This is a genomic window from Shewanella sp. Sh95 (assembly GCF_001308045.1).
Taxonomy (GTDB): domain Bacteria; phylum Pseudomonadota; class Gammaproteobacteria; order Enterobacterales; family Shewanellaceae; genus Shewanella; species Shewanella xiamenensis.
This window is the reverse complement of the sequence record NZ_LGYY01000191.1, coordinates 24124-45879: the sequence shown is the minus strand read 5'-3', so window position 1 is coordinate 45879 and position 21756 is coordinate 24124. Positions and strand designations below refer to the sequence as shown.

At 47.0% G+C, this 21756-nt stretch carries 21 protein-coding genes, 7 tRNA genes and 1 pseudogene; 13 read left to right on the top strand and 16 right to left on the bottom strand.

Annotated elements, in window-relative coordinates; genetic code table 11:
- The 5 genes from AEA42_RS21895 to AEA42_RS14405 form a co-directional block, all read right to left on the bottom strand.
- Positions 1 to 144 (bottom strand): transposase (locus tag AEA42_RS21895; RefSeq protein WP_197278444.1); only part of this gene is annotated, 144 nt, incomplete at its 3' end.
- A gap of 173 nt (positions 145 to 317) precedes the next feature.
- Positions 318 to 794: a transcription elongation factor GreA gene (greA, locus tag AEA42_RS14420; RefSeq protein ID WP_011071421.1), complete on the bottom strand. Its 477-nt coding sequence runs from the start codon at positions 792 to 794 to the stop codon at positions 318 to 320.
- A gap of 265 nt (positions 795 to 1059) precedes the next feature.
- Positions 1060 to 1878, bottom strand: a complete 819-nt coding sequence (locus AEA42_RS14415) for a DUF4198 domain-containing protein (protein WP_055648092.1) — start codon at positions 1876 to 1878, stop codon at positions 1060 to 1062.
- 29 nt (positions 1879 to 1907) lie between these two features.
- Entirely contained in the window at positions 1908 to 2420 is a 513-nt protein-coding gene (locus tag AEA42_RS14410; protein WP_037415282.1) for a DUF2271 domain-containing protein, read from the bottom strand.
- Between the two features lie 16 nt (positions 2421 to 2436).
- Positions 2437 to 3033 (bottom strand): PepSY-associated TM helix domain-containing protein, encoded by a 597-nt coding sequence (locus tag AEA42_RS14405; protein WP_047535327.1) that lies wholly within the window; start codon positions 3031 to 3033, stop codon positions 2437 to 2439.
- Between the two features lie 411 nt (positions 3034 to 3444).
- Here AEA42_RS14405 and AEA42_RS14400 point away from each other — a divergent pair, with 411 nt between their 5' ends.
- Positions 3445 to 4080 (top strand): hypothetical protein, encoded by a 636-nt coding sequence (locus tag AEA42_RS14400; RefSeq protein ID WP_047540206.1) that lies wholly within the window; start codon positions 3445 to 3447, stop codon positions 4078 to 4080.
- A 290-nt stretch (positions 4081 to 4370) separates the two neighbouring features.
- On the opposite strand, the gene AEA42_RS14395 is transcribed toward AEA42_RS14400, so the two are convergent.
- From AEA42_RS14395 to AEA42_RS14350, 10 genes are all read right to left on the bottom strand, one after another.
- Positions 4371 to 4445: transfer RNA gene (locus AEA42_RS14395), tRNA-Gln, on the bottom strand.
- Positions 4446 to 4480: 35 nt separating this feature from the next.
- Positions 4481 to 4565 (bottom strand) — tRNA-Leu (locus tag AEA42_RS14390).
- Positions 4566 to 4646: 81 nt separating this feature from the next.
- Positions 4647 to 4723 (bottom strand) — tRNA-Met (locus tag AEA42_RS14385).
- 1 nt (position 4724) lies between these two features.
- Positions 4725 to 4799 (bottom strand) — tRNA-Gln (locus tag AEA42_RS14380).
- A 22-nt stretch (positions 4800 to 4821) separates the two neighbouring features.
- Positions 4822 to 4896: transfer RNA gene (locus tag AEA42_RS14375), tRNA-Gln, on the bottom strand.
- Positions 4897 to 4941: 45 nt separating this feature from the next.
- Positions 4942 to 5026: transfer RNA gene (locus AEA42_RS14370), tRNA-Leu, on the bottom strand.
- Positions 5027 to 5080: 54 nt separating this feature from the next.
- Positions 5081 to 5157: transfer RNA gene (locus AEA42_RS14365), tRNA-Met, on the bottom strand.
- Positions 5158 to 5364: 207 nt separating this feature from the next.
- On the bottom strand, positions 5365 to 6456 hold the full coding sequence (gene ychF, locus AEA42_RS14360; RefSeq protein ID WP_037431408.1) for a redox-regulated ATPase YchF: 1092 nt from the start codon (positions 6454 to 6456) through the stop codon (positions 5365 to 5367).
- Positions 6457 to 6593: 137 nt separating this feature from the next.
- Complete coding sequence (gene pth / locus AEA42_RS14355; RefSeq protein WP_037431406.1) at positions 6594 to 7181, bottom strand: aminoacyl-tRNA hydrolase; 588 nt, start codon at positions 7179 to 7181, stop codon at positions 6594 to 6596.
- 167 nt (positions 7182 to 7348) lie between these two features.
- Positions 7349 to 8563, bottom strand: a complete 1215-nt coding sequence (locus AEA42_RS14350) for an FAD-dependent monooxygenase (protein WP_055648091.1) — start codon at positions 8561 to 8563, stop codon at positions 7349 to 7351.
- 501 nt (positions 8564 to 9064) lie between these two features.
- Between AEA42_RS14350 and miaB the strand changes: the two genes are divergently transcribed.
- From miaB to AEA42_RS23060, 6 genes and pseudogenes are all read left to right on the top strand, one after another.
- On the top strand, positions 9065 to 10489 hold the full coding sequence (gene miaB / locus AEA42_RS14345; RefSeq protein WP_055648090.1) for a tRNA (N6-isopentenyl adenosine(37)-C2)-methylthiotransferase MiaB: 1425 nt from the start codon (positions 9065 to 9067) through the stop codon (positions 10487 to 10489).
- Between the two features lie 243 nt (positions 10490 to 10732).
- A complete protein-coding gene (locus tag AEA42_RS14340) occupies positions 10733 to 11797 on the top strand; it encodes a PhoH family protein (protein WP_055648089.1) in 1065 nt (354 codons plus the stop codon).
- Complete coding sequence (ybeY, locus tag AEA42_RS14335) at positions 11787 to 12248, top strand: rRNA maturation RNase YbeY (RefSeq protein WP_023268295.1); 462 nt, start codon at positions 11787 to 11789, stop codon at positions 12246 to 12248. Before AEA42_RS14340 ends, ybeY begins: the two co-directional genes overlap by 11 nt.
- 39 nt (positions 12249 to 12287) lie before the next feature.
- The gene (gene corC, locus AEA42_RS14330; protein WP_055648088.1) at positions 12288 to 13163 is read left to right on the top strand and encodes a CNNM family magnesium/cobalt transport protein CorC; all 876 of its coding nucleotides are present in this window, start codon (positions 12288 to 12290) and stop codon (positions 13161 to 13163) included.
- 42 nt (positions 13164 to 13205) lie between these two features.
- On the top strand, positions 13206 to 14774 hold the full coding sequence (gene lnt / locus AEA42_RS14325; protein ID WP_055648087.1) for an apolipoprotein N-acyltransferase: 1569 nt from the start codon (positions 13206 to 13208) through the stop codon (positions 14772 to 14774).
- Positions 14771 to 15264 (top strand): annotated as a pseudogene (locus AEA42_RS23060) (prepilin-type N-terminal cleavage/methylation domain-containing protein). The gene lnt and the pseudogene AEA42_RS23060 overlap by 4 nt, the downstream one beginning before the upstream one ends.
- Before the next feature lie 56 nt (positions 15265 to 15320).
- Here AEA42_RS23060 and AEA42_RS14315 read toward each other — a convergent pair.
- The gene (locus AEA42_RS14315; RefSeq protein WP_023268299.1) at positions 15321 to 15821 is read right to left on the bottom strand and encodes a zinc ribbon-containing protein; all 501 of its coding nucleotides are present in this window, start codon (positions 15819 to 15821) and stop codon (positions 15321 to 15323) included.
- A 121-nt stretch (positions 15822 to 15942) separates the two neighbouring features.
- On the opposite strand from AEA42_RS14315, the gene leuS reads away from it, so the two are divergent.
- The 6 genes from leuS to rlmH all read left to right on the top strand — a co-directional run bounded on the left by leuS (position 15943) and on the right by rlmH (position 21719).
- Positions 15943 to 18522, top strand: coding sequence for a leucine--tRNA ligase (leuS, locus tag AEA42_RS14310; RefSeq protein WP_047536928.1), 2580 nt, complete (start codon positions 15943 to 15945; stop codon positions 18520 to 18522).
- 59 nt (positions 18523 to 18581) lie between these two features.
- A complete protein-coding gene (gene lptE, locus AEA42_RS14305) occupies positions 18582 to 19076 on the top strand; it encodes an LPS assembly lipoprotein LptE (RefSeq protein ID WP_055648086.1) in 495 nt (164 codons plus the stop codon).
- Positions 19077 to 19128: 52 nt separating this feature from the next.
- A complete protein-coding gene (gene holA, locus AEA42_RS14300; RefSeq protein WP_055648085.1) occupies positions 19129 to 20160 on the top strand; it encodes a DNA polymerase III subunit delta in 1032 nt (343 codons plus the stop codon).
- Between the two features lie 12 nt (positions 20161 to 20172).
- Positions 20173 to 20811, top strand: a complete 639-nt coding sequence (gene nadD / locus AEA42_RS14295) for a nicotinate-nucleotide adenylyltransferase (protein WP_055648084.1) — start codon at positions 20173 to 20175, stop codon at positions 20809 to 20811.
- Positions 20812 to 20919: 108 nt separating this feature from the next.
- The gene (gene rsfS, locus AEA42_RS14290) at positions 20920 to 21249 is read left to right on the top strand and encodes a ribosome silencing factor (RefSeq protein WP_037430791.1); all 330 of its coding nucleotides are present in this window, start codon (positions 20920 to 20922) and stop codon (positions 21247 to 21249) included.
- Entirely contained in the window at positions 21249 to 21719 is a 471-nt protein-coding gene (gene rlmH / locus AEA42_RS14285; RefSeq protein ID WP_011621784.1) for a 23S rRNA (pseudouridine(1915)-N(3))-methyltransferase RlmH, read from the top strand. The genes rsfS and rlmH overlap by 1 nt, the downstream gene beginning before the upstream one ends.
- Positions 21720 to 21756 lie beyond the last annotated feature (37 nt).

Genomic DNA, 21756 nt, shown 5'->3' with positions numbered 1-21756 from the left:
CATTTGATGGCAATAAACCTGAATGCATCGATAAACCTCTTTTCCGACATTACCTTTCAATATCCGAAAGCGGTACTTTGGTGTCCAGACTATATGATATTGACATCGCCAGAACACATGCGATGCTTGCTCGTATCTACTCATGTTATTTGCCTCTTTTGACTTCGCTAAAAATCAAAGATGCATTTAACATGGGTAGGTATACAGGCAAAGCCTCAAATGATGATAACCACCTACTGAAGTAGGTGGTTTTGGGCTAAAAATAAAAAGCCGCTAAAAGCGGCTTTCAATGGTAAATAATCTGATGATATAAAGGCTTAGATATATTGCACCGAAATAATTTCGTAGTCGGTCAAACCACCGGGGGTCGTGATAGACACTTCATCCCCTTCGTTTTTACCCACTAATCCTCGGGCGATCGGAGAGTTGACTGAAATCAGGTTTTCTTTGATGTTGGCTTCATCGTCACCTACGATTCGGTAGGTAACTTCAGCATCGGTATCGAGATTTAAGATAGTCACAGTCGCGCCAAAAATAATACGACCGTTGTTCACCATCTTAGTCACATCGATGATCTGCGCGTTAGAAAGTTTGCCTTCAATATCACGGATACGCGCTTCACAAATACCTTGCTCTTCACGGGCTGCGTGGTATTCAGCGTTTTCCTTCAGATCGCCTAATTCTCTCGCTGAGGCAATCGCTTCAGTGATTTTAGGGCGACGTTCAAACTTGAGCATATCTAACTCTTTACGCAGCTGTTCTGCACCGACAACTGTCATAGGAACCTTAGTCATAACTTCTTTCGTCTCCTTTAAACAAAAGCAACCCGTGCCGACGCTAAGGTCAACACAGTAAAATCAGGGTGGAATTGCGCTATTCTAATCGTTATGCGCGTGGGATGCATCAAGAACTGTGCACCCTTGCAGCTTACTGAAGCTAGCGCCCAGATGCTAGTAGTAAAGAATGATAGTGCGATCTTAATTACGGCAAGAGCCAAAAACAAAAATGCCCACAAACTAAGTTTGTGGGCATTAATCACTTTAGTAATAAAGTCTTAGCTTATTCAAGCCCTGCTTCGAAGGTCAAAAAGATTTCGCTTACCGTCTTATCGGCAAGTGATTTATCAGGACTTGGGCGCTCGATAGAGGCATGTAATAAATAACGGCCAGCGGCAGGTAACGTCATCGCCACTTTACCTTCTTTATCAGAGGTTAAGCTAATTTCCTCTGGCTTGTTACGGTATAGGCTACCGTCCTTCATAATGGCTACGCTGACGCCTTCAACGGGCTTTCCATCATAGACAAATTGCAGTGTTGCAGGTTCATTCTCAACAATATCAGCAGGATGCGTGATAGGTACTAATTCTAAGTATTCACCTTTAGGTGCCAGTACCTTATCGGTTGGTTTATTGCGAGTCACATAGGTTTCAACCCTAGCAACGGTTAATGAGCCTTTAAGATCATAGGCATCCTTTGGCATGACAGCTGCGGTCGCTTTTTTATCAAGACGACTACGCACTACCTCTTCTTTTCCTTTGACTTTGTAAACCGAAAAATACCGAGGCGTAACTTCTTTCTCGAACTTATAGGTGCCGTCTTGTAATAGCTGCACATCGAAAACCGATTTACGGCCGCCAGTGTAGCTCGAACTTGGTGAACTCGCCTTGCCATCGGGTAAATACACTTTCACATCGCTAGCCGTAACAGGCTTATCAACCATAAACACTTGGTTACTAGCGGAAACATCAGAAGTAATCCAAACTGCCTCATTACTTTCTGCCGACACATTGTAGTGGCTAGGTAGAATCCAGCGGTCATGGCTGCTGGCAAATGGGCTGATGCACAGTGCGCTAACTAAGGCAACAAAACGTAATTTCATCTTCATATCCTTTTCGTTAAATACTAGGCTTAGCGAGTCATGCCGCTTAAGCGAATATCAATAACGCCAGTTTCAGTGGTGGCGGGTAATTGGGCGGTAAAATCCCCCGCCGATAAATCAAAGTTTTGTCTGACCAAATCACGGCCACCATGCTCACGCACCACTTCGATAAACACCGTGTAGGAGGCAGGAACAAGAGGTTTACCTGCATCATCTTTTAAGTCCCAATCAATTTTGTAGTGGCCAGCAGGACGTGTTGCTGAGGCGATACCATCGACAAAGCTCATATCCTCACGTCCGGCTTTACGCCACCAACGACGAATATCCTTGAGCCATTTATGGCCTTCATCCCATACCCATAGGCTTATGGTTTTAACGGTTTGGCCCTTGGCATCCTCAACCCATACAGCCACATAGGGTCTGTGATACTGGCCCTCGGTAATTTCTGGCAAGGTTAAATCCACGGTCATTTTCGGTGCGGCCAATACCGCAGAACTCACAAACAACGCACCGATAGCAGTGGTGCGAATAAGATGACGCATCATCAATCGGCTCTCCCTATGGAACAAAATAAACATAAACAAGTGCGCAGCCAGAGCTGACGATCACCATATAAAACAACGATTTTTTTAGTCTTTTGGTTTGAGGTAACAGTAAATAAGCACCCGTGAGTGAGAACAAAATAATCAACAGCGCACAAAGATCGAGTACCCAAGCCCAGACACTTCCAGTATTACGGCCCTTGTGCAGATCATTTAGCACTGCGACAACGCCATAATCTAAGGTCTCGATATAGGCTTTGCCGTCGAGCAGATCGAGGGTGACTGTGCGATAGGTACCAGGCCCCTTACTCACTAGGCTGATTTCATCCTCATCGATATCGGCAGTGGTAATATCCATATCCCATTGACTTTTAAGCCAATGCCCCGCAGCTAAACGCCACTCGGGCTCCTGCGACGCAGCGGGAATTAAATAACTGGGAATATCAAACTGCTCGCGCAGTGGCTCTTGATCCGCAGACGAAAACCAATTGGGGTGATTTAAGGTGATCCCCGTAATCGCGAAAAATAGCATTAACAAAAGCAACGCCATTGAGACGTAGACATGGATAATGCGTGCGTAGGAAAGAGATGATTTACTGACTTTAAATTTCAACGACTGACTCTCAAAAAAGGTATTTCAGGGATTGCTGCCTAAAATCGCCAAAACACAGCAGAACTTAGTGCCTGTATGAAATAAAATTAATGGGCTGATAGTAAATGATATTTATTATCAAAAAGCACCAAGTTTACAATCTTTACATACTCAATACGGTAGCGTTAGATAAAAGCAGCACTGGTATAACTTGAAGGGAGACAAACTCTCGAATAAAGATACTTTGCAACATTTGGAGAATTACAATTAATTCATATAGATAAAAAGCAACATTTGGACTTAAAATCACACTTAAAATTTACCCTCTTCCCCCTCTCGTTTACAGAATCACAATCGGCTACAATCCGCCGCCGGCGACTTGCTGGTACTTCCAAAGGAAATATCATCTTGGGTACAACTCTGCTCAAAAAAATGCGTTGCCTTAACATTATTTGGCTCGCATTAATGCTAAACGCCTGTGTTGCTCCACTGCTGTTAATGTCGCCTCAAGGCCAACTGATGTGGGCACTGCTAAAACCCCTCGTAGGATTAAATCCTAATGATGTCGGGCTATTCGAACAGCCTCTCATTAAAGATCGTATGAAGTCGCTACTCGGTGATAACTATGAGACCACAGTATCTCTGTTAAAAACTGCCGACAAAATTCAACAGGAAGGCCCCTTATTTTATATGGTGTCGACTTATACTCCCGTGCCTGAAATGGCCGAAAAAGCCGGATTTGTATGGAATTCAGAAACCAACCAAATGGCAGTGATGTTATTAACGGGTGGCTCGCCAAAAATTATCTCTGAGCAGTTTACCAATCAAGCAGAGAAACTCGTTCCAAGCTGGCCAAAAGAACTGGCTGACTATACGGATCCGCAAAAACTGCAGCAAAAGGCCATAGAAGCTGGCACGGAAAAACTGCAAGAACAAATCCCAGCAGCTGCGCCCCTAAAAGCGGTTGCCACAGGCGATGTAAAAGCTACACAGGAAACGGTGCTTGAAAAAGCGGTGAACGAAGTCGCAGCTCCCACAGCAGTTAAAGAAGTAAAACCCGTACAATAACCACGACTCAACGCTCGGCGAGCTTTTTAGTCGCATTTCACTTTTATCGGTGTTAGCCACAGTGTTTATTGAACACTGTGGCTTTTTATCTCTATAAACACCTGTCTAAGCCAATTAAGTGCATCTTAGCCATTAGTCATTCTCATATCGCCAAAACACTCAGCAATGCCATAACACACTAACAATGGAGAAGAAGATTGAAAAATAGCGAAGTAACCAGAGGATGAATCGACAAGCATATACAAACGACAGAAAGCAAAAAGCCCGTCAAAGGACGGGCTTTTTAATTATGGCTGGGGTACTAGGATTCGAACCTAGGTATGCCGGGATCAAAACCCGGTGCCTTACCGCTTGGCGATACCCCAATTAACTTGTTTTAACCGTAAAGGTTGCATTTTGATGGTACGGGAAGAGAGACTTGAACTCTCACACCTCGCGGCACCAGAACCTAAATCTGGCGTGTCTACCAATTTCACCATTCCCGCATCAAAATGTACCAGATTCACTCATACAAGCATCTCTGGATTTTTACCAGATAAACCAATTGATTTACGTGGATTTAAATATGGTAGCAATGGCGGGACTTGAACCTGCGACCCCAGCATTATGAGTGCTGTGCTCTAACCAGCTGAGCTACATTGCCATGGCTGGGGTACTAGGATTCGAACCTAGGTATGCCGGGATCAAAACCCGGTGCCTTACCGCTTGGCGATACCCCAAAAACTGAGAAACATGAAATGATGGCTGGGGTACTAGGATTCGAACCTAGGTATGCCGGGATCAAAACCCGGTGCCTTACCGCTTGGCGATACCCCAACTAAAACTTGTTTCATCACCCGCTAACGCAGATGTTTAAAATAATGGTACGGGAAGAGAGACTTGAACTCTCACACCTTGCGGCACCAGAACCTAAATCTGGCGTGTCTACCAATTTCACCATTCCCGCACAGTTTCAATTTTACATCCTGAAGCGATGCTAGCAAAAGCTAGTATAACGAAATGGTAGCAATGGCGGGACTTGAACCTGCGACCCCAGCATTATGAGTGCTGTGCTCTAACCAGCTGAGCTACATTGCCACTTCGTTATTGCGCGCCCCTCGTAGCGAGGAACGGGGCGTATTATGCTTATTCGAGGTATCGAGGTCAACAGCTTTTTTTCGCTATTTTCCTTGATACAAACCGTTCGGCTATTACTTCACCAAACTGAGCAACAGATGCACTAAATCAGCCTCTGTTGCCCGTATTTTGCCTAACTTTCTACAGCTTAGCCCAATAATGACTAACTTATACGTTAAACAGGAAGTGCATCACATCGCCATCTTGAACGATATAAGTCTTGCCTTCTACACGTAATTTACCCGCTTCTTTGGCGCCAGCTTCACCTTTATAGGCAATAAAGTCGTCAAATGCCACCACTTGTGCACGGATAAACCCACGTTCGAAGTCGGTATGAATAACGCCCGCCGCCTGTGGTGCAGTCGCGCCTACAGAAACGGTCCAAGCACGCACTTCTTTTACGCCCGCAGTGAAGTAAGTTTGCAGGTTCAATAACTGGTAACCCGCACGGATTACGCGATCCAACCCAGGCTCTTCTAACCCAAGGTCTGCCATAAACTCATCGCGTTCTTCAACATCCATTTCAGCCAATTCTGATTCAATTGCAGCGCACACTGAAACCACAATGGCGTTTTCTTTTTCAGCAATGGCACGCACTGCATCTAAGTGTGGGTTATTGTCAAACCCATCTTCAGCCACGTTGGCAATGTACATGGTTGGCTTTAAGGTTAAGAAATTTAAGTAAGCAACAGCTTCTAATTCTTCCTTAGAAAGATCCATCGAGCGCAGCATTTTGGCTTCATCGAGCACTGGACGCATTTTCTCAAGAACCTCAACCTCAAACTTAGCGTCTTTATCGCCACCCTTAGCACGTTTTTGCTGACGAATAACGGCGCGCTCTAAGCTATCTAAGTCGGCAAGCGCCAACTCGGTATTGATCACTTCGATGTCGCGAGCAGGATCCACTTTATTTGCAACGTGAACGATGTTGTCATCGTCAAAACAACGTACCACATGACCAATAGCATCGGTTTCACGGATGTTAGCAAGGAACTTGTTCCCTAAACCTTCACCTTTAGAAGCGCCTGCAACTAGGCCAGCGATATCCACGAACTCCATAGTGGTTGGCAGTATACGTTGAGGATTAACAATTGCCGCCAGCGCATCTAAACGAGGATCCGGCACAGGCACTACACCAGTGTTTGGCTCAATGGTACAAAACGGGAAGTTTGCCGCTTCGATGCCAGCCTTAGTTAACGCATTAAAAAGCGTTGATTTACCTACGTTAGGAAGACCAACAATGCCGCATTTAAAACCCATATTCTTACCTTTCTCTCGATGATTGGCTGGCAAGTCACACTCACCAGCAAGTTTTAGTCGCACTGCCCCTTGGCAGCACATTGATAAATCGTCTTGACGTTTGAATAGCGACCTATAACAAAGCGCCTACCCAAATATTACTCCGCTTTAAAGGAGTGTAATCGAGTCATGGCTTTCACCATGTCCTCTTTAAATAAAATTTCAGTTGAGCGAACGGCTTCGTCTACGGCAGCATTGATCAGCTCTTGCTCTTTCGCGGGAGCCTTACCCAGTACGTAACCACTGACTTTATTTTTATCGCCGGGATGACCAATCCCAATCCGTAAACGATAGAAGTTTTTATCATTGGCTAATTTGGCAATAATGTCTTTTAAACCGTTATGACCACCATGGCCGCCACCGAGTTTAAATTTAGCCACGCCCGGTGGCATATCCAGCTCATCGTGGGCCACCAGAATTTCTTCAGGTGTAATACGAAAGAAATTAGCTAAAGCACCTACGGCTTTACCACTTAAGTTCATATAGGTAGTCGGTATGAGTAAACGCACATCTTTACCGTGTAATACGGCTCTGGCTGTCAGGCCAAAATACTTGCTATCGGCGACTAAGCTCACACCACAAATACGGGCTAATTCTTCCACATACCAAGCACCCGCATTATGGCGAGTCTGGGCATATTCAGTACCCGGATTGGCAAGCCCTACGATTAATTTAATTTCGCTCATGACACTCACTAATGGCACTCAATACTGCGTTAATTGGTCGATGGCAAAGCACACAGGTCGACCATATTGAGCTAATAATGCCGCTTATACTCGTTAAAAACGCGGCATTTTAGCACTCAATGCGTAAGTCAACAAATACCGAGTAAGCAAGTGCTCACAACGAGGAACTAATTGAGCCCCATCGCATACTTAAGTACAGTTTGTTTGATGGGAGAATTGATATTGGCCAATTTTAATGCGCCATTGCGAAGTAATTTAAGCGGCAAAATATCATTACTAAAGCTAGCGTAAAACACATCCATAGTGGTCATCATCAGCTGATTATCAAGGTAACGTTTTGCTTGATATTGGCTTAATACCTCGGTTGACCACCATGGTTTATCCTCAGTTAATGCCGTCTTGATGGCTGTCAATAAAGCTCCAACATCTTTAAATCCAAGGTTAACCCCTTGACCAGCAAGCGGATTAATGGTGTGCGCTGCATCCCCTAAAATCACCACATTTGGCTTAAAATAAGCCTGAGCATGCCGGCGCGTGAGCGCAAAGCTGCCCTTGGCCTCAACCGTAAAATCACTGTCTAAACGAGATGGAAAATGCTGGCGAATTTGGTCGGCCAACTGTTTATTATTCAGTTGCATTAACTGTTTGATGCGATTGGCATCATCATACCAAACTAACGAGGCATGATTACCGGGTAAAGGTAACAAGGAACGTGGGCCGCTAGGTGTAAATTGCTGCCAAGTCACATCTTGTTGACCTTGGGCGGTTTGGATATTAATCAGCATGGCCGATTGAGCATAGTCCCAACCCGAAATCCCAATGCCCGCCCATTGGCGTACTTGAGAATTCGCACCGTCAGCGCCAACCAACAGCTTAGCCTCAAGTGAATAACCGGATTGTAAGTGCACGCTTACCGTATCAACGCCACGCGCAAAGTGGGCAACGCGCTCAGGGCAAAAGAGTTGAATATTTTCCCATTGCTGCATTTGCTCCCACAGGGCGAGCTGCACTAAACGGTTTTCAACGATATGGCCTAAATGGCTAGCGCCGATTTGTGAGCTATGGAATTGGGTAATACAGCCATCAAGCTCCCAAGTCTCTAAGCCAAGATAAGGCACATTACGCATCTTAAGTAAGCTGTCTAATGCGCCTAACTGCTCAAGTAAATGTTCAGAGGCAACGCTTATTGCCGAAACCCTCACATCTAATGCCTGCTCTGGAGAATAAGCCTCGGGCGTAAAGGACTCAACTACAGCAACGTTAAGTCCTTGCTGTGCAAGACCAATCGCCGTTGCCGCGCCCACCATGCCGCTACCGACTAAAACCACATCAAAGGATTGAGTCTCTGATGTTATCGGTGCAGATTGCTGTGTTTGGCTCATTGTTCGGCTCATCTTAATTACCACTCATATTGTTGTTTAGACTTGTCAAATGCACCTTGTCACACCATCGCCATTCGCAACAGCTGCGCTATAAATAATGCATTGGCTGCCACACCAACCATGTAAACGTTACCGTCAGTTACCGCAACAGGCTCGATTATGCCCTATATCACTACACCACGGAAATGTTGAACGTATTTCGACTCTAAATCCGTGAAGACATTGGCATTTGCTCCAGCAATAGCTTGTTGCCAATGGCAAATGCTGCACTAAGTCACCAAGAATAAATCACCTAAAACCCATCAATAGCGATAAACCTAGCTTCTTTGTGGGTATCATAATCCGATAGGATTAGCGAGTAAAAATGTGGACAACGCTGGTCAGCAGCCACAACTGCGGGTAAAATGTCGCGCTATTTTGACTGGGCGGTCTGTTGGTCTTTTTACAAGGCAACGACGGCTCGGGACTCTTTTTACAGGGCAGCGTAGGGCAACACAACTGATGAGCAAAAAACTCCATATTAAAACTTGGGGCTGTCAAATGAATGAGTACGACTCATCTAAGATGGCGGATCTTTTAGGCGAATACCAAGGTTACACCTTAACTGAAGAAGCAGAAGAAGCAGATATTCTGCTGCTGAACACTTGTTCTATCCGTGAAAAAGCACAGGAAAAAGTGTTCCATCAGTTAGGTCGTTGGAAAACACTCAAAGATAAAAATCCTGACCTGATTATTGGTGTGGGTGGCTGTGTTGCATCTCAAGAAGGTAAAGCGATTAAAGACCGAGCTCATTGTGTTGACATCATCTTTGGCCCACAGACGCTTCACCGTCTACCGGAGATGATCGAACAAGTACGCCGCGGCGATAAAGCAGTGATCGATGTGAGTTTTCCTGAGATCGAAAAATTTGACCGTCTTCCCGAACCACGCGCCGAAGGCCCAACGGCGTTTGTGTCAATTATGGAAGGTTGTAGCAAATACTGTTCATTCTGCGTGGTACCTTATACCCGTGGTGAAGAAGTCAGCCGCCCATCGGACGACATCATTCTTGAAATTGCCCAACTGGCAGAACAAGGTGTGCGCGAAGTTAACCTGCTCGGTCAAAACGTCAATGCCTACCGTGGCGCAACCCACGATGGCGGGATCTGTACCTTTGCCGAGCTATTACGCTATGTTGCCGCTATCGACGGCATCGACCGTATTCGCTTCACCACCAGTCACCCGATTGAATTTACCCAGGATATCATCGACGTTTACGAAGATACGCCTGAATTAGTGAGTTTCTTGCACTTACCCGTGCAGTCAGGTTCTGACCGCATTCTCACCGCAATGAAACGTGGCCATATGGCGATTGAGTACAAATCTATCATCCGCCGTCTGCGTAAAGCCCGCCCTGATATCCAAATCAGCTCCGACTTTATTATTGGTTTCCCTGGTGAAACGAAAGAAGACTTCGCCGATACCATGAAGCTGATTGAAGATGTAGGTTTTGACCACAGCTTTAGCTTTATCTACAGTGCGCGCCCAGGCACGCCAGCGGCAGATTTACCCGATGACGTTGATATGGAAGAGAAAAAGCAACGTCTGGCGATTCTACAAGACCGTATCACTCAACAGGCCATGCGTTACAGCCGCCATATGATGGGTACAGTGCAACGCATTCTGGTTGAAGGCCCCTCGGTGAAAAACCCGATGGAACTGCGCGGTCGCACCGAAAACAACCGTGTGGTGAACTTTGAAGGCTTACCAAAACACATTGGTACCTTTGTGGATGTCGAGATTGTCGACGTTTACACTAACTCGCTACGCGGTAAATTTATCCGCGGTGAAGATGAAATGGATCTGCGCCGTAACCTGCGCCCATCGGATATTCTGGCGAAGCATAAGCAAGATGATGATCTCGGTGTCACTCAATTTAAACCTTAAGGGTTTAAATCTTGGGTGAGTGTACCTATATAAAGAGGGCGACAATGTCGCCCTCTTATTTTATGGCCTTAACAACTGCTGTAATTGATGATTTTCCGTTAGCAATTATGATAGATGGCTCGTAAACTGAAATTATCTTCTGATAAGAGGCAGCGATAGCAAACTGACATCGCACTTGACTTTCACTCAGCACTTTGCTTGGTATTTGATAATTTGCTTGTTATTTGACAATAGGAGCACTGTTTGTCCAGTAAATTAACCACAATGAATTTGTATCTCGAACCAGCAGAAACCCGCCGTTTGGCTTCACTGTGCGGTCCCTTCGATGACAATATCAAACAGATTGAGCGTCGCGTTGGCGTTGAGATAGTCCGTAAGAACAACCATTTCCAAATTACCGGATTACCACGTCACTGTTTAAGTGCCAATAACTTACTTAAGCAGCTCTATATTGAAACTCAAACGGTCAAGGGCAGCACGCCGGATCTCGACCCTGAACAAGTGCATTTGGCAATTCAAGAAGCCATTGCCCTAGAGCAGGACGACAGCGGTGACGATAAAGCCTTATTTATCAAAACCCGCCGTGGCGTGATAAAACCGCGCAACCCCAACCAAAGCACCTATGTGGCCAACATTGTGCGCCATGATATTACCTTTGGTATTGGGCCTGCGGGAACGGGTAAAACCTACTTAGCGGTGGCCGCCGCGGTTGATGCACTAGAGCGTCAAGAAGTGCGCCGTATTCTGCTCACCCGCCCCGCGGTTGAAGCGGGGGAAAAACTCGGCTTCTTACCGGGCGATTTAAGCCAGAAGGTCGACCCCTATCTGCGCCCGCTCTATGATGCCTTGTTTGAAATGCTCGGCTTTGAAAAGGTCGAGCGCTTAATCGAGAAAAACGTTATCGAAGTAGCGCCTTTGGCCTACATGCGCGGCCGCACCTTAAACGATGCCTTTATTATTCTCGATGAGAGCCAAAACACCACGGTTGAGCAGATGAAAATGTTCTTAACCCGTATTGGCTTTAACTCACGCGCGGTGATCACGGGTGACATCACCCAAACCGACTTACCCAAACATGTTAAGTCAGGTCTGCGCCACGCCATTGAAGTATTAAGCCAAGTGGAAGAGATCAGCTTCAACTTCTTCGTGTCTCAAGACGTTGTGCGTCATCCTGTGGTTGCTCGCATTGTCGAAGCCTATGAGGCTTTTGATCGTAAAGAGCAGGCATTAAAGGCCGAAAAAGAGCGCCGCGACAATCAACAAGCGCACCCACAAACGCAACAGGAAGTTATAAAGCATGAGTCTTGATTTAGCCTTAGATGTGCAATACGCCACGGCGAGTGACTATCTTCCTAGTGAAGAACAATTTGCCCTCTGGGTAAAAACCGCCATTGGTAATAGCATGGAACAGGCGGAGCTGACGATCCGTATCGTCGATGCCCGTGAAAGCCAAATGCTAAACAGCACTTACAGAGGGAAAGACAAGCCCACTAATGTGTTGTCGTTTCCCTTTGAAGCACCGCCAGAAATTGAACTTCCGCTGCTTGGAGATCTTGTCATTTGTGCCGCAGTCGTTGAAAATGAAGCGCGTGAACAAGATAAAACTCTAGAAGCCCATTGGGCACACATGGTTGTACATGGTTGCCTGCATCTGCTAGGTTATGATCACATTGAAGACGAAGAAGCCGAAGAGATGGAGTCTTTAGAGACTCAACTCATTGAAAGCTTAGGTTTTACTGACCCATATAAGGAACAATAATTAACTGAGATACTCTCTATCAAGGTTAATGAGAAAACTATGAGTGACGATATCCCCCCGAGTACGAACGCCCAAAAGAAAAGCTGGTTTGACAGAGTAAGTCAGTTATTTCAGGGCGAACCTCAAAATCGCGAAGACTTAGTTGATGTAATTGATGGCGCAGAACAGCGCGAACTGATATCAGAAGACACCCGCGAAATGATTAAAGGTGTATTGGAAGTTTCCGATATGCGTGTTCGGGACATTATGATCCCACGAGCTCAAATTGTCGCGATTCAAATCGACAATACCGTTGAAGAGTTGCTCGCAACTGTTATCGGTTCAGGCCATTCTCGCTTCCCAGTGGTTAACGAAGACAAAGACCATATCGAAGGCATTTTACTGGCTAAAGATTTGATCCCTTATGGTTTCTCAAACAGTGAAGAACCCTTTTCCCTTGAGCGCGTGATCCGCCCAGCGGTTGTTGTGCCAGAGAGTAAACGCGTCGATGTGTTACTCAAAGAATTCCGCTCCCAGCGTTACCATATGGCGATTGTCGTCGATGAATACGGTGGCGTATCCGGTCTGGTAACTATTGAAGATATTCTCGAAGAAATCGTCGGTGAGATTGAAGATGAATTCGATCACGATAGCCCTGAAGACACCGAAATCCGCAAAGTCGGCAATACTGTCTATATGGTGAAGGCGCTTACGCCTATCGAAGATTTTAACGAAGAATTCAACACCCATTTCAGCGATGAAGAGTTTGATACCGTTGGTGGCTTGGTGTCCCATGCCTTTGGCCACTTGCCGGAGCGCAATGAGAGCATCATGATCGAAGGTATTGAATTTAAAGTTATCAACGCCGATACCCGACGTTTAATCCAACTCAGAGTAAAACTCCCCGATCCCAATATCGGTGAAGACGTAGAATAACCCTCTGCGTAAGAATAACTCTCCTTGTAAGAAGAATGATCCGTGCTAACTAACATTCGGGCTTTTGCCCAACAAAAGTCTCGATTGAGTGCGTTACGCCTCGTACTGGCGTTTATTTTAGGCGCCAGTACAGCGCTTTCCTTTGCCCCGTATTCCTTCTGGATCATCTATCCTATCGCCATGGCGTTAGCCCTTTGGCAGAGTGAATCCTTAAGCCCTAAAGCAAGCTTTTTCCATTGGTTAAGCTTTGGTTTTGGCTGTTTTGCCGTTGGGATCAGTTGGGTGCATGTCAGTATGGACACCTTCGGTGGCCTCCCCTTAGCCGCTTCAGTAGGGCTAATGGCGCTGTTAGCACTCTATTTAGCCCTCTATCCAGCCTTAACGGGTCTGGGTTTAGCGTGGTTGACTCGCACTAATACTCCCTCGCTATGGCGTAACCTGCTCTTCTTCCCCGCGCTTTGGGTCTTAACCGAATGGGCCAGAGGCTGGGTGATGACAGGGTTTCCCTGGATCTGGGCCGGCTATTCCCAAACTGAAGGCCCATTAAAGGAACTCGCGAGTATTATTGGCGCCTTAGGATTAAGTTTCATTATCGCCATGGTTGCGGGCGCATTGGCCTTGTGTTTTAGCAAGCGCTACAAAAGTCTGTTGATTTTACTGCCCATCATCGCAGCCGCTACTTGGGTCGCGCCTAAGCTTTCACAAATTAAGCCGACAGGCGAGTCGGTCAAGGTCGCGCTTGTGCAAGGCAATATTCCGCAAAGTATGAAATGGGAACCCGATGCACTCTGGCCAACCCTGTTGAAATACATGGATTTGTCCCGTGAACACTTTGATGCTGACATTATCGTCTGGCCAGAAGCAGCGATCCCAGCGCCAGAATCTATGGTGCAAGACTTTTTGGATAATGCCAATAAAGTGGCCAACCTTAACCACACCTCCATCATTACTGGCATTATCAGTCGTCAACATGACGATTTTTATAATTCACTGATTGTATTAGGTAACCATAATCTGAAACAGCAAGATAGCCCAGATTATGAGAGCGATGGCAGCAACCAGTTTAAAAAGCACCATCTGTTGCCGATTGGTGAGTTTGTGCCCTTTCAAGCCTTACTGCGGCCGATTGCGCCTTTCTTTAATCTGCCCATGTCCTCTTTTGCGCGTGGCGATTATCAACAACCGAACTTGAGCGCGGTAGGCCATAAAATTGCGCCGGCAATTTGTTATGAAATAGCCTTCCCTGAACAATTGCGTGACAGCGTTAATCTCGGGACGGATCTGCTGTTAACCGTCTCCAACGATGCCTGGTTTGGCACCTCAAATGGTCCATTACAACATATGGAAATTGCTCAAATGCGCGCCATTGAGTTAGGGCGTCCTCTGGTTCGCGCCACCAATAATGGTGTAACCGCCGTTGTCGATGAGCATGGCAATATCACAGCTTCTCTGCCGCAATTTGAAACGGGTGTATTGCGAGCCACCATTCCACTGGTTACAGGCCAAACTTGGTTTGCTAAAATCGGCCAAACACCACTGTTAGCCTTATGTGGAGCTCTGCTGTTACTCGGTTTTATCCGTCGTCAAAAGCAGCAACAGAATTTGAAATGATTAATCAGAAACGCACTCAAGGTTTTACCTTAATCGAACTCGTGGTCGTTATCATAGTGCTCGGGATTTTAGCGGTTATCGCCGCGCCGAAATTTATCGGCCTGAGCAAAGAGGCGCGGGAAAAAAGTCTGCTGCAACTCCATGCCAGTGTAAAAGCCGCAAATACCTTAGCCTATTCCAAGACCCAAATGCCCAGCTTACAGAGTCAAGCCGTCGCAGGCCGTGATGATATTATTGACATCGACCTCAATGGTGATGGTGTGGCAGAAACCCGCCTCAAGTGGGGTTATCTGGACAATACCGATATCGAAAAATGGATAGAGAAAGATGATAAACTCGTCATTCAATATCAAGGTATTGATATTACATATATGGCTACGACTTGGATGCTAATACCTTAGTCAACGATGACCAATGTTATTTCCGCTATACCCAAGCAGCCGATGCCAACACACCACCGCTTTACGATATCAATGTCCAAGGCTGTTGATGGCTAATAAAAAACGACGCTAAGCGTCGTTTTTTATTTCTGGCGCATCCACAAGGCTAAGGCGTTAACGCCTCACGGGTAAACTCTTCATGGTCACACTCGGGGCAATCGGGGATCACGCCCGGAAACTCAATACTCATTTCATGGCCACAGTTAGTGCACACCATCACCCCTTGGCTAACAATATCGCCACTCTGGTAATAGCCGTGGTGTTTAAAGTCTTGAGCCAGTTCATGCCATTCCACTTGGCTGCGGTCGGTGATTTCACTTAACCAATGCCAAAGGGTGTTTTCTAGGGTGATCACCGTTGGGCTGTGGCTTAAGCTGTCGGCATTTTGCTCACGCAAAAAGCTGGCAATATCACGCTTTAAGAATTGCTCCACTAAGGCGAGCTCATCTTCCCCCGCTTGTTCTTTGAGGCGTAAAAACTCCTTCCCTTGAGTGACAGACTTAAATAAATTCTTTGCAGTCAGCGAGTTATCTTCCGCAAATTGCGCTTTCACTTCGTTAATTAAGGCTTGATACAGTCCTAGTAGCGCACTACTTCTATCATTCATAACCAATACTCCTTCATAGAACCTTTTTAATGCATCGCTTCTAGTTTATTCTATGCAGATCTTATTCGCGTCGATATGGCGTTAGATCAAATAAATAGGCGGCACTGCCGGAAATAGCGTGATGCAAGAGCAATATAATCCCTCAGAAATTGAAGCCTTAGTGCAAAAGCACTGGCACGACAACAAAACCTTTGAAGTTACTGAAGATGCAAACAAAGAAAAGTTTTATTGCCTTTCGATGTTTCCGTACCCTTCAGGTCGACTCCACATGGGACACGTTCGCAACTATACCATAGGCGATGTGGTTGCCCGCTTCCAGCGTCTTCAAGGCAAAAACGTGCTACAACCTATCGGTTGGGACTCTTTCGGTTTGCCTGCAGAAAACGCCGCAATCAACAACAAAACGGCACCAGCACCATGGACTTATCAAAATATTGAGTACATGAAAAACCAGCTAAAATTGCTGGGTTTTGGCTATGACTGGAGCCGTGAAATCGCCACTTGTACCCCAGAATATTACCGCTGGGAACAATGGTTCTTCACTAAACTGTACGAAAAAGGCTTAGTTTACAAGAAAACAGCTTCTGTTAACTGGTGCCCTAATGATGAAACCGTACTGGCAAACGAGCAGGTACAAGACGGTTGCTGCTGGCGTTGTGATACCCCTGTAGAACAAAAAGAAATTCCACAGTGGTTCATTAAGATCACCGCCTACGCCGAAGAACTATTAAACGATATCGACACCTTAGACGGTTGGCCTGAGCAAGTTAAGACCATGCAGCGCAACTGGATTGGTCGCAGCGAAGGCGTGGAAATGACCTTTGGTGTAGCGGGTAGTGACAAGTCATTCGACATCTACACAACCCGCCCCGATACCCTGATGGGTGTCACCTATGTAGCGATTGCTGCGGGTCACCCATTAGCAGAATTAGCGGCGCAAACTAACCCTGAGCTGGCTGCCTTTATCGATGAGTGCAAAAACAGCACCACGTCAGAAGCCGATTTAGCCACCATGGAAAAACGTGGCGTCGCGACAGGTCTATACGCGATTCACCCCATCACTGGCAAGCAAGTACCCATTTGGGCGGCTAACTTCGTACTAATGAACTATGGCACCGGCGCTGTGATGTCAGTTCCAGGCCACGACCAACGCGATTACGAATTTGCGAAAAAGTACAATCTGCCAATCGAAGCGGTTATCAAACCTGTTGACGGGGAGTTAGACATCAGCGAAGCGGCTTACACCGAAAAAGGCGTGCTGTTTAACTCTGGCGAGTTCGACGGTTTAGACTTTGACGGCGCCTTCAATGCCATCGCCGACAAATTAGTGGCTGAAGGTAAAGGCAAACGCCAAGTAAACTACCGTCTGCGTGACTGGGGTGTATCACGTCAACGTTACTGGGGCGCACCAATTCCTATGGTGACCTTAGCCGACGGCACTGTTATCCCAACACCTGAAGATCAACTGCCGGTGATCCTGCCAGAAGATGTGGTGATGGACGGGATCCAAAGCCCAATCAAGGCCGATAAAGAATGGGCGAAAACCCAAGTTAACGGCCAAGACGCGCTGCGCGAGACTGATACCTTTGATACCTTTATGGAATCTTCATGGTATTACGCCCGTTATTGCAGCCCAAAGGCTGATCAAATGTTAGATCCAACCAAGGCTAACTACTGGTTGCCAGTGGATCAGTACATTGGTGGTATCGAACACGCCTGTATGCACTTGTTATATTTCCGCTTCTTCCACAAGTTGCTGCGTGACGCGGGCCTAGTAAACACTAACGAGCCAGCAAAACAACTGCTGACCCAAGGCATGGTTCTGGCCGATGCCTACTACTACACCAACGATAAAGGTGCCCGTGTATGGGTGTCTCCGCTGGATGTAGTCACTACCGAAAAAGACGACAAGGGCCGAGTGACTAAAGCTATCGATAAAGACGGCAACGAACTGGTTTACACCGGTATGTGCAAAATGTCTAAGTCGAAAAACAACGGTATCGACCCACAGGTAATGGTCGAAAAATACGGTGCCGACACTGTGCGTCTGTTTATGATGTTCGCCTCACCACCAGAATTAACGCTGGAATGGCAAGAGTCTGGCGTTGAAGGCGCGCACCGCTTTATCAAACGTCTGTGGAAACTGGCCAGCGAATATGTGGCGCAGGATAACAGCGAAGCACTAGACGTCAGCAAATTAACAAGCGAGCAAAAAGCACTGCGCCGTGAAGTGCACAAGACTATCGCGAAGGTGACCGATGATATCGGCCGTCGTCAGATGTTCAATACTGCGGTTGCCGCCGTAATGGAACTGATGAACCATCTGCAAAAAGCGCCACAAACCACAGGTCAAGACCGAGCTATTATCGGCGAAGCCTTAACTGCGGTAGTGCGTTTACTGTACCCCATCATCCCGCACGTGAGCTTCACCCTGTGGAATGAGCTGGGAAACACCAACAGTATCGAAGACAGCCAATGGCCAGTTGTGGATGAATCTGCTCTGGTAGAAGACAGCAAGCTCATCGTGGTACAAGTGAACGGTAAAGTGCGCGCTAAGATCACAGTCGCAGCCGATGCTGACCAAGCATCAGTTGAAGCGCTGGGTATGGCGGACGAGCAAGTCATCAAGTACTTAGATGGTGTTACGGTTCGTAAAGTTATCTATGTACCCGGTAAACTGCTCAGCATCGTTGCCAACTAACATCGTTGCTGTGATAAACGGATGCTGTCCACAAGACAAACAGGAAACCGCGAAAACTTATGCTAATTAAACGCTTAGCTTTCGCAATCATGGCGCTGGTTCTTATGACCAGCGCAGGTTGCGGTTTTAAGCTTCAACGTAGCTATCAAATCCCCGAGCAGCTCAATCAACTCAGTTTGAGTAGCTCGGACGAATACAGCGAACTCACCCGTTTGGTGCGTGAGCGGTTACGTTTGAACAACGTCAAGATTGTCGATGCCGCCAATGATGTGCCTGTGTTAAGGCTCATCACCGACTCCTTAGAGCGTTCGACCCTGTCGCTTTACCCTACGGGCAATGTGGCCGAGTATGAGCTTATCTATTTCGTCGAATTTGCCGTGGCCTTGCCGGGCAAAGAGGCGCAGCCTTTCAAGATTGAAATTCGCCGCGATTACTTAGACGACCCTCGCACCGCACTGGCGAAAAGCCGTGAAATGGAACTGTTAGTCAAAGAAATGCGTATCCAGGCGGCCGACCGGATCCTGCAATCCATGGCCAGCACAGAGGTGAATTAATGCAGGGTCCAAATTAATGTGGCACTGCAATAAAATGTGGAGAGTGGTTTAAATGCGTGTTTATCCTGATCAACTCTCCCGCCATCTCAATCCGCTTCACGCTTGCTACCTGATTTTTGGTGATGATCCTTGGTTGCTCGAAACCTCCAAGGATCAGATCCGCCAAGCAGCCAAACGCCAAGGGTTTGAAGAGCGCGTTCAGTTAATTCAAGAAACAGGTTTTAACTGGGGTGACTTGACCCAAGAATGGCAATCCATGAGCCTGTTTTCTAGTCGACGCATCATTGAGCTAACTCTGCCCAACGCAAAACCCGGTGCAGATGGTTCGGCGGCACTACAAGCGTTGCTGCAAACGCCAAATCCTGATGTGTTGCTGATCCTTGAAGGCCCAAAACTCGCCAGCGAGCAAACCAACAGTAAATGGTTCAAAACCTTGGATAGTTTAGGGATTTATTTGCCTTGCACTACGCCAGAGGGCGACCAATTTAGACGTTGGCTCGACTCACGCATTGCGTACTTTAAGCTGAATTTACAGCCCGATGCGCGCGCAATGTTGTACTCCCTCTACGAAGGGAATTTACTCGCCGCCGATCAGGCCATGCAGTTGCTACAACTGTTAAGTCCAAGCAAGCCTATCGGTGCTGACGAGTTAAGCCACTACTTTGAAGATCAGTCCCGCTTTACCGTGTTTCAACTCACCGATGCGCTGCTGAATAATCGCCAAGACAGTGCTCAACATATGCTGGCCCAACTCAACGGTGAAGGCACGGCCATGCCGATTTTACTCTGGGCCTTGTTTAAAGAGCTGCAGCTACTGCTTAGCCTCAAGAGTGAACAGGCCCAAGGCGCGCCCTTAAATAGTCTCTTTGGCAAACATCGAATTTGGGATAAGCGTAAACCGCTGTACCAAACCACGTTGCAGCGTTTAAGCCTCACCCAAATCGAACATATGCTTGCCTTCGCGTCTAAGCTGGAGCTGAACCTAAAGCAATTAGGCCATGAAGATTGGACAGGGCTCAGCCACCTGTGCTTATTATTCGATCCTAAAGCCCACAGTCATCTGGCCCATATCAGCTTAGATTAAGGCGGAGTGTTGATGCGTATCGGTATTTTAGGCGGCACCTTCGACCCCATACATTACGGCCATATTCGCCCCGCGATGGAAGTCAAAGCCAGTCTCAAGCTGGATAAAATCCTGCTGATGCCCAACCATATTCCGCCGCATAAGAACACCACTCACTCGACCACAGCGCAGCGGCTCGAAATGGTCGCGCAGGTATGTGCGAGTTTACCCGGCTTCGAGCTCTGTGATATCGAAGCTAAACGCGACAGTCCATCCTATACGGTTGTCACCCTTAAGCAGTTAACTCGGCTTTATCCCGATGACGAACTGTTTTTTATCATGGGGATGGATTCGTTTATTCATCTGCAAAGCTGGCACCAATGGCAGCAATTGTTTGAATTAGCCAATATCGTAGTATGTCAGCGCCCGGGCTGGCATTTAGCCGAAGGGCACCCGATGCTGCATGAGTTAAACGTACGTCACGCAACGCTTGATGCGTTAAGTCACTCAAGCGCGCCGCAACATGGACGCATCTTTACCGTCGATATCAGCCCACAGGATATTTCGTCCACCCAAATTCGCTCACAACTGGCGATGGGGGAAATTCCACAGGATGCCCTGCTGCCCGTCACTTTAAATTACATTCAAAAACAACGGCTTTATTTTTCCTAGGCCCAAAATCCCGCGCCAATAATACAAACTCGGCCGCTAAGATAATGTATTCCACCGCTTAAGACTGATATACTAGCGCGCTATTTAAAATAAATGAGGTACATCAGCGTGCAGAGCGCCGAATTAAAGCAGTTTGTTGTCGACAAAATCGACGATTTAAAAGCCCGTGACGTCGTGGTTATCGATGTCAGCAACCAATCTAACATCACCGACTATATGGTGATTTGTTCAGGTACATCTAAAACTCACGTGAAAGCGATCGCCGAAAACCTCGTGCTCGAGGCAAAAGCCGCTGGCATTCCACCAATCGGTATCGAAGGCCGCGACAGCAGCGAATGGGTATTGGTGGATATGGGCAACGTGATCCTGCATGTTATGCAAGACCAAACCCGCGATTTCTACCAGCTTGAAAAGCTCTGGTCAGAAAAGCAAGCCTAATGAAGTTGCAACTTATCGCAGTAGGGACACGGATGCCCGATTGGGTCACCCGCGGCTTTGAAGAGTACCAACGCCGCTTCCCCCGAGATATGGCGCTGGAACTGATTGAAATCCCTGCCGGCAAGCGCGGAAAAAACGCTGATATCGTTCGTATCCTGCAAAAGGAAGGCGAGCAAATGTTAGCGGCTATCCCTAAGGGCAATCATATTGTCACCTTAGATCTTCCCGGCAAAAACTGGACTACGCCAGAATTGGCGACCGCCATGAACAAATGGCAACTCGATGGCCGTGATGTGAGCTTACTGGTTGGCGGCCCCGAAGGCTTAGCGCCCGCCTGTAAGGAAGCCGCCCATCAGAGTTGGTGCCTGTCGGCATTAACCCTGCCCCATCCTTTGGTGCGGATTGTGGTTGCCGAAAGCTTATACCGCGCGTGGAGCGTGAACACCAATCACCCTTATCACAGAGAATAGCGGGATCTTGATGTTAACGAGTGTCAACCACCCGGAT

Coding starts and splice junctions, on each gene's coding strand:
- greA (WP_011071421.1), bottom strand. CDS start 794: ATGACTAAGGTTCCTATGACAGTTGTCGGTGCAGAACAGCTGCGTAAA.
- AEA42_RS14415 (WP_055648092.1), bottom strand. CDS start 1,878: ATGAAATTACGTTTTGTTGCCTTAGTTAGCGCACTGTGCATCAGCCCA.
- AEA42_RS14410 (WP_037415282.1), bottom strand. CDS start 2,420: ATGCGTCATCTTATTCGCACCACTGCTATCGGTGCGTTGTTTGTGAGT.
- AEA42_RS14400 (WP_047540206.1), top strand. CDS start 3,445: ATGCGTTGCCTTAACATTATTTGGCTCGCATTAATGCTAAACGCCTGT.
- ychF (WP_037431408.1), bottom strand. CDS start 6,456: ATGGGTTTTAAATGCGGCATTGTTGGTCTTCCTAACGTAGGTAAATCA.
- pth (WP_037431406.1), bottom strand. CDS start 7,181: ATGAGCGAAATTAAATTAATCGTAGGGCTTGCCAATCCGGGTACTGAA.
- AEA42_RS14350 (WP_055648091.1), bottom strand. CDS start 8,563: ATGAGCCAAACACAGCAATCTGCACCGATAACATCAGAGACTCAATCC.
- miaB (WP_055648090.1), top strand. CDS start 9,065: ATGAGCAAAAAACTCCATATTAAAACTTGGGGCTGTCAAATGAATGAG.
- ybeY (WP_023268295.1), top strand. CDS start 11,787: ATGAGTCTTGATTTAGCCTTAGATGTGCAATACGCCACGGCGAGTGAC.
- corC (WP_055648088.1), top strand. CDS start 12,288: ATGAGTGACGATATCCCCCCGAGTACGAACGCCCAAAAGAAAAGCTGG.
- AEA42_RS14315 (WP_023268299.1), bottom strand. CDS start 15,821: ATGAATGATAGAAGTAGTGCGCTACTAGGACTGTATCAAGCCTTAATT.
- leuS (WP_047536928.1), top strand. CDS start 15,943: ATGCAAGAGCAATATAATCCCTCAGAAATTGAAGCCTTAGTGCAAAAG.
- lptE (WP_055648086.1), top strand. CDS start 18,582: ATGCTAATTAAACGCTTAGCTTTCGCAATCATGGCGCTGGTTCTTATG.
- holA (WP_055648085.1), top strand. CDS start 19,129: ATGCGTGTTTATCCTGATCAACTCTCCCGCCATCTCAATCCGCTTCAC.
- nadD (WP_055648084.1), top strand. CDS start 20,173: ATGCGTATCGGTATTTTAGGCGGCACCTTCGACCCCATACATTACGGC.
- rlmH (WP_011621784.1), top strand. CDS start 21,249: ATGAAGTTGCAACTTATCGCAGTAGGGACACGGATGCCCGATTGGGTC.